The sequence below is a fragment of the Rossellomorea sp. RS05 genome (genome assembly GCF_039822645.1).
Lineage (GTDB): Bacteria > Bacillota > Bacilli > Bacillales > Bacillaceae_B > Rossellomorea > Rossellomorea marisflavi_B.
Genome location: NZ_JBDKWY010000001.1, coordinates 296,294 through 309,979 on the forward strand (window position 1 = coordinate 296,294; position 13,686 = coordinate 309,979).

The 13,686-nt window shown below is 46.2% G+C and carries 17 protein-coding genes and 1 riboswitch; of the genes, 12 read left to right on the forward strand and 5 right to left on the reverse strand.

Features of this window, described 5'->3' with window-relative positions; all coding sequences use genetic code 11:
- Positions 1-18: 18 nt before the first annotated feature.
- The 3 genes from ABJ225_RS01580 (at position 19) to ptsP (ending at position 2,497) form a co-directional block, all read left to right on the forward strand.
- On the forward strand, positions 19-279 hold the full coding sequence (locus ABJ225_RS01580) for a hypothetical protein (RefSeq protein ID WP_079515872.1): 261 nt from the start codon (positions 19-21) through the stop codon (positions 277-279).
- A 230-nt stretch (positions 280-509) separates the two neighbouring features.
- Positions 510-776 carry a phosphocarrier protein HPr gene (locus ABJ225_RS01585; protein WP_048004236.1) on the forward strand — a complete coding sequence of 89 codons (267 nt, stop codon included), beginning with the start codon at positions 510-512 and terminating at the stop codon, positions 774-776.
- On the forward strand, positions 776-2,497 hold the full coding sequence (ptsP, locus tag ABJ225_RS01590) for a phosphoenolpyruvate--protein phosphotransferase (protein WP_053427469.1): 1,722 nt from the start codon (positions 776-778) through the stop codon (positions 2,495-2,497). The genes ABJ225_RS01585 and ptsP overlap by 1 nt, the downstream gene beginning before the upstream one ends.
- Before the next feature lie 106 nt (positions 2,498-2,603).
- Here the strand turns inward: ptsP and ABJ225_RS01595 are convergent, their stop codons facing one another.
- Positions 2,604-3,281, reverse strand: a complete 678-nt coding sequence (locus tag ABJ225_RS01595; protein ID WP_347318115.1) for a GNAT family N-acetyltransferase — start codon at positions 3,279-3,281, stop codon at positions 2,604-2,606.
- 310 nt (positions 3,282-3,591) lie between these two features.
- Entirely contained in the window at positions 3,592-4,743 is a 1,152-nt protein-coding gene (locus tag ABJ225_RS01600; protein WP_056537618.1) for an aminotransferase A, read from the reverse strand.
- Positions 4,744-4,942: 199 nt separating this feature from the next.
- On the opposite strand from ABJ225_RS01600, the gene corA reads away from it, so the two are divergent.
- The 4 genes from corA (at position 4,943) to queE (ending at position 7,991) form a co-directional block, all read left to right on the forward strand.
- On the forward strand, positions 4,943-5,938 hold the full coding sequence (gene corA, locus ABJ225_RS01605) for a magnesium/cobalt transporter CorA (RefSeq protein WP_053427466.1): 996 nt from the start codon (positions 4,943-4,945) through the stop codon (positions 5,936-5,938).
- Positions 5,939-6,015: 77 nt separating this feature from the next.
- Positions 6,016-6,060: riboswitch (PreQ1 riboswitch) on the forward strand.
- Positions 6,061-6,184: 124 nt separating this feature from the next.
- Positions 6,185-6,847: a 7-cyano-7-deazaguanine synthase QueC gene (gene queC, locus ABJ225_RS01610; protein ID WP_347318117.1), complete on the forward strand. Its 663-nt coding sequence runs from the start codon at positions 6,185-6,187 to the stop codon at positions 6,845-6,847.
- Complete coding sequence (gene queD, locus ABJ225_RS01615; RefSeq protein ID WP_056537612.1) at positions 6,844-7,272, forward strand: 6-carboxytetrahydropterin synthase QueD; 429 nt, start codon at positions 6,844-6,846, stop codon at positions 7,270-7,272. Before queC ends, queD begins: the two co-directional genes overlap by 4 nt.
- Positions 7,269-7,991: a 7-carboxy-7-deazaguanine synthase QueE gene (gene queE, locus ABJ225_RS01620; protein ID WP_347318119.1), complete on the forward strand. Its 723-nt coding sequence runs from the start codon at positions 7,269-7,271 to the stop codon at positions 7,989-7,991. Before queD ends, queE begins: the two co-directional genes overlap by 4 nt.
- A gap of 37 nt (positions 7,992-8,028) precedes the next feature.
- Here queE and ABJ225_RS01625 read toward each other — a convergent pair whose 3' ends face one another.
- Complete coding sequence (locus ABJ225_RS01625; protein WP_318341099.1) at positions 8,029-8,193, reverse strand: hypothetical protein; 165 nt, start codon at positions 8,191-8,193, stop codon at positions 8,029-8,031.
- A gap of 140 nt (positions 8,194-8,333) precedes the next feature.
- On the opposite strand from ABJ225_RS01625, the gene ABJ225_RS01630 reads away from it, so the two are divergent.
- Entirely contained in the window at positions 8,334-9,239 is a 906-nt protein-coding gene (locus ABJ225_RS01630) for a chemotaxis protein (RefSeq protein ID WP_148985515.1), read from the forward strand.
- Between the two features lie 78 nt (positions 9,240-9,317).
- Here ABJ225_RS01630 and ABJ225_RS01635 read toward each other — a convergent pair whose 3' ends face one another.
- Both ABJ225_RS01635 and ABJ225_RS01640 read right to left on the reverse strand, forming a co-directional pair.
- Positions 9,318-9,779, reverse strand: coding sequence for a YkyB family protein (locus tag ABJ225_RS01635; RefSeq protein WP_347318122.1), 462 nt, complete (start codon positions 9,777-9,779; stop codon positions 9,318-9,320).
- Positions 9,780-9,911: 132 nt separating this feature from the next.
- On the reverse strand, positions 9,912-10,214 hold the full coding sequence (locus ABJ225_RS01640) for a hypothetical protein (RefSeq protein WP_235563592.1): 303 nt from the start codon (positions 10,212-10,214) through the stop codon (positions 9,912-9,914).
- Positions 10,215-10,391: 177 nt separating this feature from the next.
- On the opposite strand from ABJ225_RS01640, the gene ABJ225_RS01645 reads away from it, so the two are divergent.
- The 4 genes from ABJ225_RS01645 to ABJ225_RS01660 all read left to right on the forward strand — a co-directional run bounded on the left by ABJ225_RS01645 (position 10,392) and on the right by ABJ225_RS01660 (position 13,440).
- Positions 10,392-10,610 carry a hypothetical protein gene (locus ABJ225_RS01645; RefSeq protein WP_056537606.1) on the forward strand — a complete coding sequence of 73 codons (219 nt, stop codon included), beginning with the start codon at positions 10,392-10,394 and terminating at the stop codon, positions 10,608-10,610.
- A 133-nt stretch (positions 10,611-10,743) separates the two neighbouring features.
- The gene (fadH, locus tag ABJ225_RS01650; RefSeq protein ID WP_347318124.1) at positions 10,744-11,511 is read left to right on the forward strand and encodes a 2,4-dienoyl-CoA reductase; all 768 of its coding nucleotides are present in this window, start codon (positions 10,744-10,746) and stop codon (positions 11,509-11,511) included.
- A gap of 213 nt (positions 11,512-11,724) precedes the next feature.
- The gene (locus tag ABJ225_RS01655) at positions 11,725-12,939 is read left to right on the forward strand and encodes an EAL-associated domain-containing protein (protein ID WP_347318126.1); all 1,215 of its coding nucleotides are present in this window, start codon (positions 11,725-11,727) and stop codon (positions 12,937-12,939) included.
- Between the two features lie 258 nt (positions 12,940-13,197).
- Positions 13,198-13,440 (forward strand): hypothetical protein, encoded by a 243-nt coding sequence (locus tag ABJ225_RS01660; protein ID WP_148985411.1) that lies wholly within the window; start codon positions 13,198-13,200, stop codon positions 13,438-13,440.
- Positions 13,441-13,686 lie beyond the last annotated feature (246 nt).

Sequence of the window (13,686 nt, forward strand, 5' to 3'; positions counted from 1 at the left end):
TAAAAGGGGATGTTGAGCATGAAAAGGGAAGCAGAACTTGCGTTGAGGGTGAAGAGCCTCGTGCTAGAGGGAATGGAAGAGCTTGTGAAGGATGGTGGCGCTACGGATGATAAAGATTGGAAGAAAGTCGCAGAAGTCTATTCAAGATGCATTTGTGATCTGGTGACAGTCATTGCGGATGAACAGAGCGACCCCGAACGGATCTTAAAAGGGACGGTTGCCAAAGCAAAGATTGGATACAATATGATAGGAAGGAAACAAACGGAATACACAAAGTAAAATTATTGAAGTTTCTAACATAATAAGGAACATATTGACCCTGAATGTAAGAAATACTAAAAAAACAGGATTTTATAATTGTGTATCTCCTCATTGCGTGCTATTATTTTTTTTTGAACAGGTTTATAGGAAGAAAGGATTAATGTAGAAAATGCTAACCGTTTTCATCATCATTCCGACTCTTTTTATAGATCAAACCTAAAACAGATATGATTAAGGAGTCGATTCACATGGCACAAAAAACATTCACAGTAACAGCTGAGACAGGGATCCACGCTCGCCCGGCAACTCTATTGGTTCAAACGGCAAGCAAATTCGATAGCGATGTACATCTTGAATACAAAGATAAGAAAGTAAACTTGAAATCAATCATGGGTGTTATGTCTCTAGGTGTCGGTAAAGATGCAGAAATCACAATCATCACTGAAGGTAGCGATGAAGCAGAAGCGTTGAACAGCCTTGAAGAAACACTTACTAAAGAAGGTCTTGCTGAGTAATGTCCAGCCTTCTTAACGGAATTGCAGCATCCAACGGGATTGCCATTGCAAAAGCATACCGCCTGGTCGAGCCTGATCTCAGCTTCGAAAAGAAAGCGGTTGATAATGTCGAGGCAGAGGTATCCCGTTTTCAGGATGCTATTTCCACATCAAAAACCGAACTTGAAGCTATCCGTGATAAAGCACGGGAGGATCTTGGAGAAGACAAAGCCCAGATCTTTGAAGCGCACCTGCTTGTTCTTAGTGACCCAGAGCTACTGACACCGATTGAAGACAAAGTGAAATCTGAAAATGTAAACGCTGAATTTGCCCTTAAGGAAACAGCGGATATGTTCGTGACCATGTTTGAATCCATGGATAACGAATACATGAAAGAACGTGCGGCCGATATCCGTGACGTGACCAAACGTGTCCTGTCACATCTACTTGGCGTGCAAATTTCGAATCCAAGCATGGTGACAGAAGAAGTGATTGTCATCGCAGAAGATTTGACCCCTTCTGATACTGCTCAGCTGAACCGTCAATACGTCAAAGGGTTCACCACTGATATCGGTGGTCGTACTTCCCACTCAGCCATCATGGCTCGTTCCATGGAAATCCCGGCAGTGGTTGGTACGAAAACGGTTACCTCATCAGTGGAAAACGGTGATCTCATCATCGTGGATGGATTGAATGGAGAAGTACATATCAATCCGACTCCTGAAGTAGTGGCTCAGTACAAAGAAGAACATGCCCGCTATGAGGAGCAAAAAGCCGAATGGGCTAAACTCGTCAATGAACCGACTGTTTCAAAAGACGGTGAACATGTCGAGCTGGCGGCAAATATCGGTACTCCGAATGACCTTGAAGGTGTGAAAAATAATGGCGGTGAAGGTGTGGGTCTGTACAGGACCGAATTCCTTTACATGGGCCGCGATGAGCTTCCAACAGAGGAAGAGCAATTCAAAGCTTATAAAGCCGTCCTTGAAGGCATGGAAGGAAAACCTGTTGTTGTGCGTACGCTGGACATCGGCGGAGATAAAGAGCTTCCATACTTGAATCTGCCTAAAGAAATGAATCCATTCCTCGGCTATCGTGCAATCCGCCTGTGCCTTGATGAACAAGACATCTTCCGTACACAATTGCGTGCACTGCTTAAAGCAAGCACCTTCGGTAATCTCAAAATCATGTTCCCTATGATTTCAAATCTTGATGAGTTCCGTGCTGCCAAAGCCGTTCTTGAAGAGGAGAAAAAGGCCCTTCTTGAAAACGGAGTAGAAGTTTCGGATCATATCGAAGTAGGAATCATGGTCGAAATTCCTTCTACAGCGGTCATGGCTGATGTGTTCGCTAAAGAAGTGGACTTCTTCTCGATTGGAACAAATGATTTGATTCAATACACAATGGCGGCCGACCGCATGAATGAACGCGTTTCCTATCTGTACCAGCCGTATAATCCGGCGATCCTTCGCCTTGTGAAGATGGTCATCGATGCGGCTCACAAAGAAGGGAAATGGGCTGGAATGTGTGGAGAAATGGCTGGAGACGAAATCGCCGTGCCGATCCTTCTTGGACTTGGTCTGGATGAGTTCTCCATGAGTGCCACGTCAATCCTTCGTGCCCGCTCTCAGATCTCAAACCTGAGCAAAGCCGAAATGAAGGAAATGGCTGAACATGTATTGACACTTGATACGAATGATGCTGTTCAAGAAGTCGTTAAAAAAGCAACATCAATGGAATAAGGTTTCAAAACAGGGGGAAAGGGTAAAGAGAAGTATCGAACAGGTTCCCCAAGAGCCTTTTCATTCTCATTTCCCCCTTTTTATTGGATTGAAGGACGCGATTCCTTCAATCCTTTTTTATGTTTGAAAACGGATTTCTCCACTCCATCAGAATGCCGTAATGGCAGGATTCTTCATCTTCGAGATAATCTTTTATGACTCGCACAGGCATCCGTCCGCACTGGAGGAGAAAGGTGATGACTGGGTCTTTGTGTTCTCCCCTGGCTAGTTTCTCCACATATTCATCCACTGTGTAGCGGTCGCGATATGAATGAAAGGTCGGTATGCGTCCACCGCCGAGAAGGCGCTCAAGGCGCAGATGGACGACAATTTCATAGAGTGCATCCATCATCCATTTCCCGAGCTTCAAGCCTCTGTAGGCCGGGTCGATGCACAAATCAACCACATACAACGTATTCCCGTCATCCGAATGATTGGTGATATATCCTTCATCTGTGATGTCATCCCATGTATGATCCGGATCTTCCGGGGAGTAAGAGACAATCAGGCTGGTCATGCTGCCTACCACGAGGCCATCCATCTCTACACAGATGGCTCCCAGAGGGAAACGGTCAACATGCTGGTGCAGCTGATCTTTATTCCACCATAATTCCGGGGGGAATGGAGGTGGGAACGCCCGCTGTTGGATCGAGATCAAAGAGTCAAAGTCTTCTTCCCTGTAGTTTCGTATCGTCACAAGTACCGGATTGCCATGACGGAAGACATATTGCTTTTTTACATACATCCGACAGTCCCCCTCGCTTCGTTATCATTATAGTATTATACTTTATGAAAGCGCTTTTTCATAGACCTTTTATAGGTTTTTACTATGAGAGCCAATGCAAAAGGAGAGAATCCGAAAAAATATTTATTTTTTTAAAATGCGGGTTTACATTTATGATATCTGGGTAGAATTAGAGTAAGCATGAAATTGGAGATTAATTTCTCACTAACACCCCCTTTTCCTTTTTTTGAACCAGTCGAGAACTGGTTCCTTTTTTTTGCATAAATAAAGAAAGGCCTTCGCTTCTCAAAGCGTAGGCCTTTCTCTTTTCTTAAAAGGATGCAAGGAAGTTTTCCATGCGATCCAACCCTTCTTCGAGTTCTTCCATTGAACAGGCGTAAGACAACCTGAAATAGCCTTCTCCCATGACCGAGAATGCCTCTCCTGGTACGACGGCGACTTTCTCCTTCTGTACAAGCTCCAAGCAGAATGCAAAGGAATCACCGTTGAATCTTTCAGGGATCTCCACGAAATAATAGAAAGCTCCGTCAGGCTTGATCACATTCCGGAAGCCCATCCCCACGAGGCGCTCATATACATATTCACGTCTTTTGCGGTAGGCATCCTTCATGGGGATGGCATCATCTTTCCCCTTAGTCAAGGCTGCGAGGGCCGCTTTCTGGGATACGGAGGTGGCGCAGGATACATTATATTGATGCACCTTCAATAGATGCTGACTGATCGCTTTTGGGGCCATGACCATACCGATACGCCAGCCTGTCATACTATGTGACTTCGAGAGACCGTTGATGACAATGGTCTGATCACGGAGGAATTCTGCGATGGAACGATGGCTGCGATCGAAGGTGAGCTCACTGTAGATCTCATCTGCTACCACGAAAATCCCTCGCCCTCGGACCAATTCGGCAATCTCTTCCAGCTCCTCTGCTGTCAGGCTGACGCCTGTGGGATTGGACGGGTAGGGGAGGATGATGCATTTCGTTTTTGATGTGATGGCGGTCTTCAAAAGGGAAGCATCCAGCTTAAAGCCGTTTGATGTTGTATCGATATGGATCGGTTTGGCTCCAGACAGTTTAATGATGGGCTCATACCCGGGGTAAACGGGCCCAGGCAGGATGCATTCATCGCCTTCGACGAGGATCGACCTGAGCGTGACATCAATACCCTGAGAAGCCCCTGAAGTGATGATGACCTCATCTTCATCGTAGTCCAGACGATATTTTTCTTTCATGAAGTCGGAAGCGGCCTTTCTCAGCTCGACCATCCCTGCATTATGGGTATATGAAGTGAAGTTTTCATCGATTGCCCGCTTCCCGGCGTCTTTCACGTGGAGAGGGGTGGGGAAATCGGGTTGTCCGATCGTCAGGGAAATCATGCCTTCGGTGCCTGCCACCATGTTGAAGAAACGCCGGATGCCTGATAGTTGCAATTCCAATACTCTAGGATTCATTTTCTCTTCCAAACTGCACACCTGCTTTGTTTATTTTTATCTATTAGTGTATCACTAAGGATCCCCCTATTTAAAGATGAGAATGGTTTTGGTACAGTATATCAGTAACGCCCGCAAGTTTCGGATGCACGTTCCGAGGGAAAGATGAACCTATAAAGAAGGCTCAGCATGGTTTCGGTTGGCGGCCCATGTGGAGGGTAAGGAGAACGAGATGATTCGGACCAGTGTGATATTGAAAAATGGGGAAATCGTAAAAGATGCCTCCCTGTCCATGATAAAAGATCCGTATGTGAAATGGTATTGGGTGGACTTTTCGGCTCCCACTGAAAAGGAAATCCGTATACTCAAGCTTTATTTCCGGTTTCACCCGCTCGCCATAGAAGACTGCCTCGACGATTTCAGTCAGCGGCCGAAGCTGGATTTCTATGAACGATACATATTCGTATTACTGCATACCATCGATCATGAAACCCATGCAGCAAGTGAAGTGAATATGTTTGTCAATTCAAGCTTTATCGTCACATTCCATAAAGGACGGACAAAGGAACTGGACCGCATTTGGAGCCAGGTGGAAGAAGAAAGGGACGATTGGAGTCCGTTCAAGGTGATGCATGGAATTGCAGATCAGCTTGTAGATGACTATTTTCCACTTGTTTATGCCATCGAGGACCGTTTGAATATCATCGAAGACAATACCAATCAGGACTCGGACAGTGATCTGATGGACCAGCTTTTTGACATCCGCCATGAGATGTCAAAACTGAGGAGGACACTTATTCCGATGAGGGATCTACTATACCGAATCATCAATTCCGGACGTCTGAACGCCCTGAAAGAGGAAAAGCTCTACTTCAATGATGTGTATGATCATTTGATGAAGCTTGTGGAAATGCTTGAATCGTATCGTGAATTTTCATCGGATATCCGTGATAATTACCTTTCAATCAATTCCGATAAGATGAATAACATCATGATGACCCTGACCGTGATCACCACGATCTTCATGCCGCTTACGTTCATTGCCGGTTTATATGGGATGAATTTCGTCAACATGCCGGAACTTCAAAGTCCATATGGATACTTCATTGTTCTTGGGGTGATGGGTATGATTGCCATCATCATGTTCGGTCTATTCCTTAAAGTGGGTTGGCTTCGTGTCTCCTCGAAAAAACGCAACAGGAAACGGCGGTTTCTCCGATTGAAGTGAATTTCGGGGAAATCACTGGATTTTTTCCTCAAAAAGCGTTATATTATTCTAGGATAAAAGAAGAAAAATTGGGACGTACCCGAGAGGTTCTAGCACAACCCTCTATAAAAAACTAAGGAAAACGGCATCCTTAGGTGTCGTTGTTTTTTTGTTTAGGCGAAGGAAGCCGGTATTATAGAGCATGATTAGGAATCTTTTTTCTTCTTTTCGGGGCATCTGCCGTTAGAAAAGAGAGGAGAATCTAGTATGAAAAATGATAAAGCAGTCGTCGTGTTCAGCGGCGGTCAAGATAGTACAACCTGCCTGTTCTGGGCAAAAAAGAATTTCAAAGAGGTGGAGGCCGTTACATTCAACTACGGCCAGCGCCACGTAGCCGAACTTGATTGTGCAAGGGAGATTGCGCAGGAGCTTGATATCCCGCACCAGGTTCTCGACATGAGCCTCTTGAATCAACTGGCACCGAGCGCCCTGACGAGGGATGAGGACATCGTACAGAAGGATGGCGAGCTGCCATCCACATTTGTTCCAGGCCGGAATCTGATGTTTCTTTCATTCGCTGGAGTGCTTGCCAAGCAAATCGGAGCAAAGCACATCGTGACGGGCGTATGTGAAACAGACTTCAGTGGATATCCGGATTGCCGCGATGTATTCGTGAAATCCCTTAACGTAACGTTGAACCTGTCCATGGATGACGAATTTGTGATCCATACGCCGCTCATGTGGATCGACAAGGCTGAAACGTGGGAGCTTGCCGATCAGCTTGGTGCCTTCGAGTATGTACAGGAAAAGACCCTTACTTGCTATAACGGCATCAAGGGAGCAGGCTGCGGGGAATGCCCGGCATGCGAACTCCGACAAAGGGGTCTCGATCAATACCTTGAGAGAAGAGCAGGGGGTGATACCGAATGATCCAGCAAATCTACCCTGTCCCGAATCATCCGTATGAATACGAATTGAACAAAGATATGCACTTTGCTGCCGCTCACTATATTCCGGCCGAGTCTGCAGGAAGCTGCAGTGAAATGCATGGTCACACGTATTTCGCCAATATTACGATTGCCGGTGACGCCCTTGATGAAACAGGTTTCCTTGTCAACTTCCAGCAGATTAAAAAGCTGATCCATAAGCGCTTCGATCACACGGTCATCAATGATGACGAGAGGTTTCAAGGGGACCTCAAATTTCCGACGACGGAAGTCATGGCCAAGGTAATGTATGACATTATCCAGGAACACTTGGATACACTTCCCCACTCTCCGAAATGCCTTCAAGTATTTCTACGTGAAACCCCGACGAGCTACTGCATCTATCGGCCTAAGGGGGGACGGTCATGAGGAAGATCCCTGTCCTTGAAGTATTCGGTCCCACCATTCAGGGTGAAGGAATGATGATCGGCCAGAAGACGATGTTCGTCCGTACCGCCGGCTGTGATTACAGCTGTGCATGGTGTGACTCCGCCTTCACCTGGGACGGGTCAGCCAAGGATGATATCAGGTTGATGGCGGCAACAGAAGTGTGGGACAAGCTGAAGGAAATCGGAGGGGACCGCTTCTCCCATGTGACCATTTCCGGTGGGAATCCAGCGCTATTGCCTCAAATCGGTGATCTTCTGGAGATTCTGAAAGCCAATGGAATCGGCTCTGCCCTCGAAACCCAGGGCAGCCGCTGGCAAGATTGGTTCTATGATATCAATGATCTGACGATTTCACCCAAACCACCAAGCTCCACAATGGAAACGGATTATGATCGATTGGATCTCATTGTCTCCCGCCTAAAAGAGAACGGCTCCAACTTCAGCCTGAAAGTCGTGGTATTCGATGAGAAAGACCTTGAATATGCAAAGGGGATCCATAGGAGGTATGAGGGTGTACCGTTTTATATCCAGACCGGAAATCCCGAAGTATCGATGGAAGATACCCCAAGGCTTGTTTCCAATCTGCTTCTTGACTATGAACGATTGATTGATGTTGTATGTGAGCAAAAGGAGTTGAATGATGTACGGGTACTTCCTCAGCTTCACACGCTTGTGTGGGGGAATAAAAGGGGAGTTTAATACGAAAGGGCTGTCTGCTTCAATGCAGACAGCCTTTTTATTTGGAAGCATCCATGTCTTCGGTTTTCCCGGTTTCAACAAAAGTAAAGTGATCCGGATCATCGACGCCTTCTGCGTTTTTTCCTAAAGATATAAGTGGAGCGGGGCCTTGAAACGGCTGGATATGTGCACTGATATCACCATGCTTATCATCACGATTCATTCGATCACCTCCTTGATACATAGTGTGCACAGACAACTTTAATGTATGAGGTGTGAGATGGAACTAAAGTTTTTCCTGATCTGTTCGATATAAGGAAGGAGATTATCTTATTCTGAAAACAGATTGGACTGACGAGCATGATGAACGATCAACAATCAATTCTTCTCGAAAGTGGGACGAATGAACTTGAAATCATAGAATTCGAAATTGAAAAAAGAAAATTTGGTATAAATGTCATCAAGGTGAAGGAGATCATCCTCCCAACGGCCGTCATCCCGGTCCCGCATTCCCACCCTCATGTGGAAGGTCTCATCCAGCTTAGGGGAGAGGTACTGCCCCTCATCAACCTGGCCAAAGTACTAGGGAAAACCGAGGTGCCGCCACCAGAAGCAAAATATATTGTGGCAGAATTCAATCAGCAGAAAGTGGTCTTTCATGTGCATAACGTGACACAGATTCACCGGATCTCCTGGAATGATATCGAAAAGCCGACGTCCATGTACCAAGGAGGGGACCAGTCGACGATCATCGGCGTCATCAAAAGGACGGAGGATATGATCCTTCTTCTCGACTTTGAGAGCATCCTTCTTGAAATCAATCCTCAGACGGGAATCAGGGTGGAGGAAGTGAAGAAGCTCGGTCACCGTGAACGCAGCGACAAACAGATTGTTGCTGCAGAAGATTCTCCGCTATTGAGGAAGCTCCTTCATGATACATTGAGTGAAGGCGGATACGGCCATGTGGAGTTTTTCGAAAATGGAGCGGATGCACTAGCCTATCTCGAATCCCTTGCTGACCAGGGCGGGAATGTCACGGATCAGGTTCAATTGGTCATAACGGATATCGAAATGCCCCAGATGGACGGACATCACCTGACGAGGAGGATCAAAAGCGATCAAAGGCTGAAAGATTTGCCGGTGATCATCTTCTCTTCCCTCATCACGAATGATCTTAAGCATAAGGGGCATAAGGTGGGTGCGGAGGATCAAATCAGCAAGCCTGAAATATCAGAACTTATCAGAACCATTGATAAACATATTTTGTAGAAGGATACATAAAGGGGATCAGCTGCTGCTGATCCCCTTTACAAAGTATTTGCGTTAGTGCACTAAAATCTACAGGGATTAAAAGAAGCTGTCCCCCAGCTTTTTGAATACGGGCTTCTGATAACAGGTACGCCGATCTCCGCCTGAAGAATGATCTGTCATGCCCGTGTAGTGTTCAAGAGTGCTCTTGGCCTGTTGAAGTCCCATCTTGCATCGCGGGTTCCTGAGAGTGGAATCCAGGGAACCGAGATGTGGAAGTTCCTTGAAGTCTTCCTTGGTTGGCGGGATGTGGAAGGTATACTCCCCGCACGTGACCAGGACATCGGACTGCTGCTGACTGAATCGGGGATTGTTGGAAAAATGCAACCCGACCTTCTTGGCTTTTCCTTCTTTGATCATTTTCAGCAGTGCTCGTTTTTTCAGAGAGTAAAGGTACTTTGGATTGCCGGCTGTCTTTGCATGACGATTCACGGTAAAGATGGCCTGGGAGAGGGTTAATGTTGATGTGGGAGAAGGGGCTTGTCTACTTGAATGGTTCAAATGATGATCTCCTTTCAGAATTGATTTCTCACCTATTATAGCTCATTTTCCTTAGATTGGAAAGGGGGTGGTGCATATAGCCCGTCCCTTCCAAAAAGCTCCCCCGGGGTCATAAACTCCCAGGGTCAAGCATTATCTTTGAGGGTAAATATTGATGTTTTCCGTGAAATTATAAGGGGAGGACTGGATATTGTTCCCATAAGGGACGGGACCCTGTGGATAAGGATAAGGTCCATACCCTGGTCCTGGATACGGAGGGGGATAGCAAGGACCTGGCCCATAACACTGCGGCCGATTGAATAATAATGGGCTGATGGCAAGACCTGCGAGCCCACCTGCTAAAAATGGAAGACCGAAAAAAGGAAAGAAGCGTTGATCTCCTTGATATTCTCGATAATAAGGATAGCTTCTGTAAGGGGCATAGGTTTGATACATAGGAAAACCTCCTCTCTACTCCTTTCAGTGTATGTACCCAGGATGCCTTGGGAGCATGTCTGATATAGAATGGGCTCCGGATCAATGCGTTTGACAGAAGCCTTCTGATGTCTTATGTTAGTGGAAGGGAACATTCCCCAATCAGATAAAGGCTGTTTGTTGAAAAGGAGAGGGACGATGAAAAAGACAAAAGAAATGGAAGTTCTCTTTCTCCCTACCGAAAAAGGAACGATAAAGCTATACGTGTTCGGCTTTAAAGCTCCTCGATCTCTAGGCCGGGTGATTGCAACTTATCATGACGTCACGTTCGAAGTGAAGGGTTACAAAAGGAATAAAACCATAATCAAGGCTTTGGCACAGATTCATGAAGCCATCGTCAATAATCAGGATATATGATCAAGGCTGACGCGTCAGCCTTTTTTATTTTGCCTTATAGTGATTGAAAAATCTGATAGTGAATGCAAAGGGTGACGAGAGTATGGTACTATAATGAGTGAGTATTCATTCATATGTGGAGGGGGATATCAAGTTGGAGGAGAAACAGGTCGTAATCGTGACGGGTGGATCTAACGGTATGGGGAAATACATGGCTAATAAGTTTCTTGAAGAGGGAGCAGATGTCTTGGTGACCGGGAGGAACAAAGAGCGCTTGGAAGCTGTCCAAGAAGAATTCTCACAACTGAAAGGGAACGTTGAAATCTTCCAGATGGACGTGAGGGAAGAAGAACACGTAAAAGCCATGCTTGCTCATTGTCTGGGCTCTTTTGGTCAGGTGGACGTCTTGATCAATAATGCTGCAGGGAATTTCATCTGTCCGGTTGAAAAACTGTCGGCCAATGGCTGGAAGTCGGTGATCGATATCGTTCTAAATGGTACCTTCCTGTGCTCACATGCGGTCGGGAATCATTGGATCGGAGAAGGGAAGAAAGGATCCATCATCAATATCGTCGCTACCTACGCATGGGGAGCGGGGGCAGGGGTTGCCCATTCTGCTGCTGCAAAAGCTGGAGTCCTGTCATTAACGAGAACCCTGGCCGTCGAGTGGGGACATAAGTATGGCATCAGAACAAATGCCATCGCACCGGGTCCAATCGAACGAACAGGCGGAGCAGACAAGCTCTGGGAATCGGAAGAAGCAGCCAAACGGACGCTGAACAGCGTTCCTCTCAAAAGGTTGGGAACTCCTGAAGAAATTGCAGGGCTAGCCTATTTTCTTTCTTCGGAGCAGGCAGCCTATATTAATGGAGAATGTGTGACAATGGATGGGGGCCAATGGCTTAATCCCTTCCCGTTTTAAAAAGTATCAATAAAATGCAGTATGTACCCGGGGTATGGAAGCCCCGGGATATTTGACGTTATGACTGTAAAGATCCCGCTCATGCCTGATGAACCGTTCTATGAAGGATGATGTCAAAGTTGACGAGGGAAATGGATACAAATCATAATGAATACTGTGTTATAATTATGCATACATATACTGATTGTTTTGGGGGAGATAGAGATGGACTCAATGGACGTATTATCCAACAAAGAACAAATCATCCCATACTTTAAGCCGGTCTTCAGCGCTGACGGTCATCGTATCGCTGGGTATGAAGTCTGGGGGAGGCTCGTTGAGGCGGACGGGACTGCAATATGTCTCGAAGGTTTCTTTGAGGATCATGAAATCCCGGATGAATATAAAGTGGAGGTTGCCGATCATATTGCTTCCTCTGCACTCGAACGATATCTGGATGAAAAAGAGGAGGGACTCGTTTTCCTTCACCGCGATGCCCGCCTCCTGATGCTTGATCACGGCGAATCATTCCTGCAGCTCCTTCAGCAATATGAAGAGCGGGGCTTCTCCCTTGACAGGATTGTCCTTGGACTATCAGAATATGCCTATACGGGGAATTTTGAACAATTGGTTCATTTGCTCGTCTACTACAAAACCTATGGGATCAAAATCTCCATGAACAATATTGCTGAGAACGGCGGTCAGCTCGAAAAACTTTCCTTCTTCTCACCTGATATCCTCAGGGTCAACCTTTATCAGCTAAGAAATGATGCAGGTAATAAAGTGTACAAGGACATTTTATACAGCCTATCAGTCCTTGCAAGGAAAATTGGGGCATCCTTGCTATATGAAGGAATCGAGATCAATTACCAGCTTCAATTCGCCTGGCTAAGCGGTGGGCGATTCTATCAAGGGGACTACCTTCACAAGGAGTCGAGCACCTTCCTTGATCCGGATATCCTGAAGCCGAAACTGAAACAAAAGTACGGTGATTTTATCAGATACGAAACCAAGCACCTCAATGCAGGGTACGACCTTGCCGATCTTTTACATAAAGACACGGGCAGTGAGCTCCTGAGGATTAAGAAAGAAATCGGTGATTTCGACGGCATCCTCATGGAACTGGCTAACCATTTTTCCGACAAAGCCTTCCGTCTTTATATTTGCAACGAAGTAGGATTCCAAGTGAGCAGCAACGTCTTGAAGGTGTCAGGCACCTGGGCGAAGGACCCTTCCTATATCGGGAAAAACTGGAGCTGGCGTCCTTACTTTCTCGAGAATATCATCCGGATGAGGATGGATAAAAAAGGACTTCTCTCCGATATGTATTCTGATATCGATTCCGGCGAATCCATCAGGACGTTTTCCTTTCCTCTCGGTAATGAACATTATCTATTCATGGACTTATCCTACGAGTTTCTTTTTGAAGAAGACAGCCTGCTTTATTGATCCATTAGAAGAATCATCCGCTCCCGGTCGTTGACCGGGAGCTTTTTCCTTTTTAATCCCCTTGTGCTTTTCTTCATGTCCAGCTCCAGGGGCTTGAGGCTCGAGGTTATAAGCCAAGAACCCCAAAAAGGCACAGGACGCCTTTCCGGTTTTCTTGTCTTATGCTTGTCGCCTCAGGGCGAGCCCCTTCCGCTTTTCTTGTATACCCATTCTTTTTTCTGGGGAAGTTATGGGAAGATGATGAAAGGGGGGCTTTCGGTGAGTGTTTATGTTTGGGTTTTGTCTTTTTTATGTGTGGGGCTTGCTGGTTACGCTCTTTACTATACGTTCAGGGTGACGGGGCAGACGAAATCGGGGAAGGACAACGGATTTGATTCTGATGTCCAAGAATCAGTAAAGGCACATCCAATTCTGCTGAACCCGGTATTTGTGACGATTGCGATCGCCACGGTTCTGATCACGGCATTTATTGTGTACCAGATCATTCTGTATTACGGTTGATCATGGTTTTAATGATCCTGAGTTAAAACCCATCAAGAAGGCCAGGGACGCCTTTCGGTGGGTTTTATTTTTGGTGGAGTCGGAAAGGTTGGAACTCTTGTATTTTTAGATGAAGCTTTGTTGGCGGGTTGGGGGTCGAGTTCATAAGCCGTGCTGATTCAGAAGGCAAAGAACGCCTTTCCGTGTGTCTTGTCTTATGCTTGTCGCTTCAGAACGACCCGCCTTCGCTTTTCTATCATGTCCAGC

Coding starts and splice junctions, on each gene's coding strand:
- ABJ225_RS01580 (WP_079515872.1), top strand. CDS start 19: ATGAAAAGGGAAGCAGAACTTGCGTTGAGGGTGAAGAGCCTCGTGCTA.
- ABJ225_RS01585 (WP_048004236.1), top strand. CDS start 510: ATGGCACAAAAAACATTCACAGTAACAGCTGAGACAGGGATCCACGCT.
- ptsP (WP_053427469.1), top strand. CDS start 776: ATGTCCAGCCTTCTTAACGGAATTGCAGCATCCAACGGGATTGCCATT.
- ABJ225_RS01595 (WP_347318115.1), bottom strand. CDS start 3,281: ATGTATGTAAAAAAGCAATATGTCTTCCGTCATGGCAATCCGGTACTT.
- corA (WP_053427466.1), top strand. CDS start 4,943: ATGATTCGGACCAGTGTGATATTGAAAAATGGGGAAATCGTAAAAGAT.
- queC (WP_347318117.1), top strand. CDS start 6,185: ATGAAAAATGATAAAGCAGTCGTCGTGTTCAGCGGCGGTCAAGATAGT.
- queD (WP_056537612.1), top strand. CDS start 6,844: ATGATCCAGCAAATCTACCCTGTCCCGAATCATCCGTATGAATACGAA.
- queE (WP_347318119.1), top strand. CDS start 7,269: ATGAGGAAGATCCCTGTCCTTGAAGTATTCGGTCCCACCATTCAGGGT.
- ABJ225_RS01625 (WP_318341099.1), bottom strand. CDS start 8,193: ATGAATCGTGATGATAAGCATGGTGATATCAGTGCACATATCCAGCCG.
- ABJ225_RS01630 (WP_148985515.1), top strand. CDS start 8,334: ATGAACGATCAACAATCAATTCTTCTCGAAAGTGGGACGAATGAACTT.
- ABJ225_RS01640 (WP_235563592.1), bottom strand. CDS start 10,214: ATGTATCAAACCTATGCCCCTTACAGAAGCTATCCTTATTATCGAGAA.
- ABJ225_RS01645 (WP_056537606.1), top strand. CDS start 10,392: ATGAAAAAGACAAAAGAAATGGAAGTTCTCTTTCTCCCTACCGAAAAA.
- ABJ225_RS01655 (WP_347318126.1), top strand. CDS start 11,725: ATGGACGTATTATCCAACAAAGAACAAATCATCCCATACTTTAAGCCG.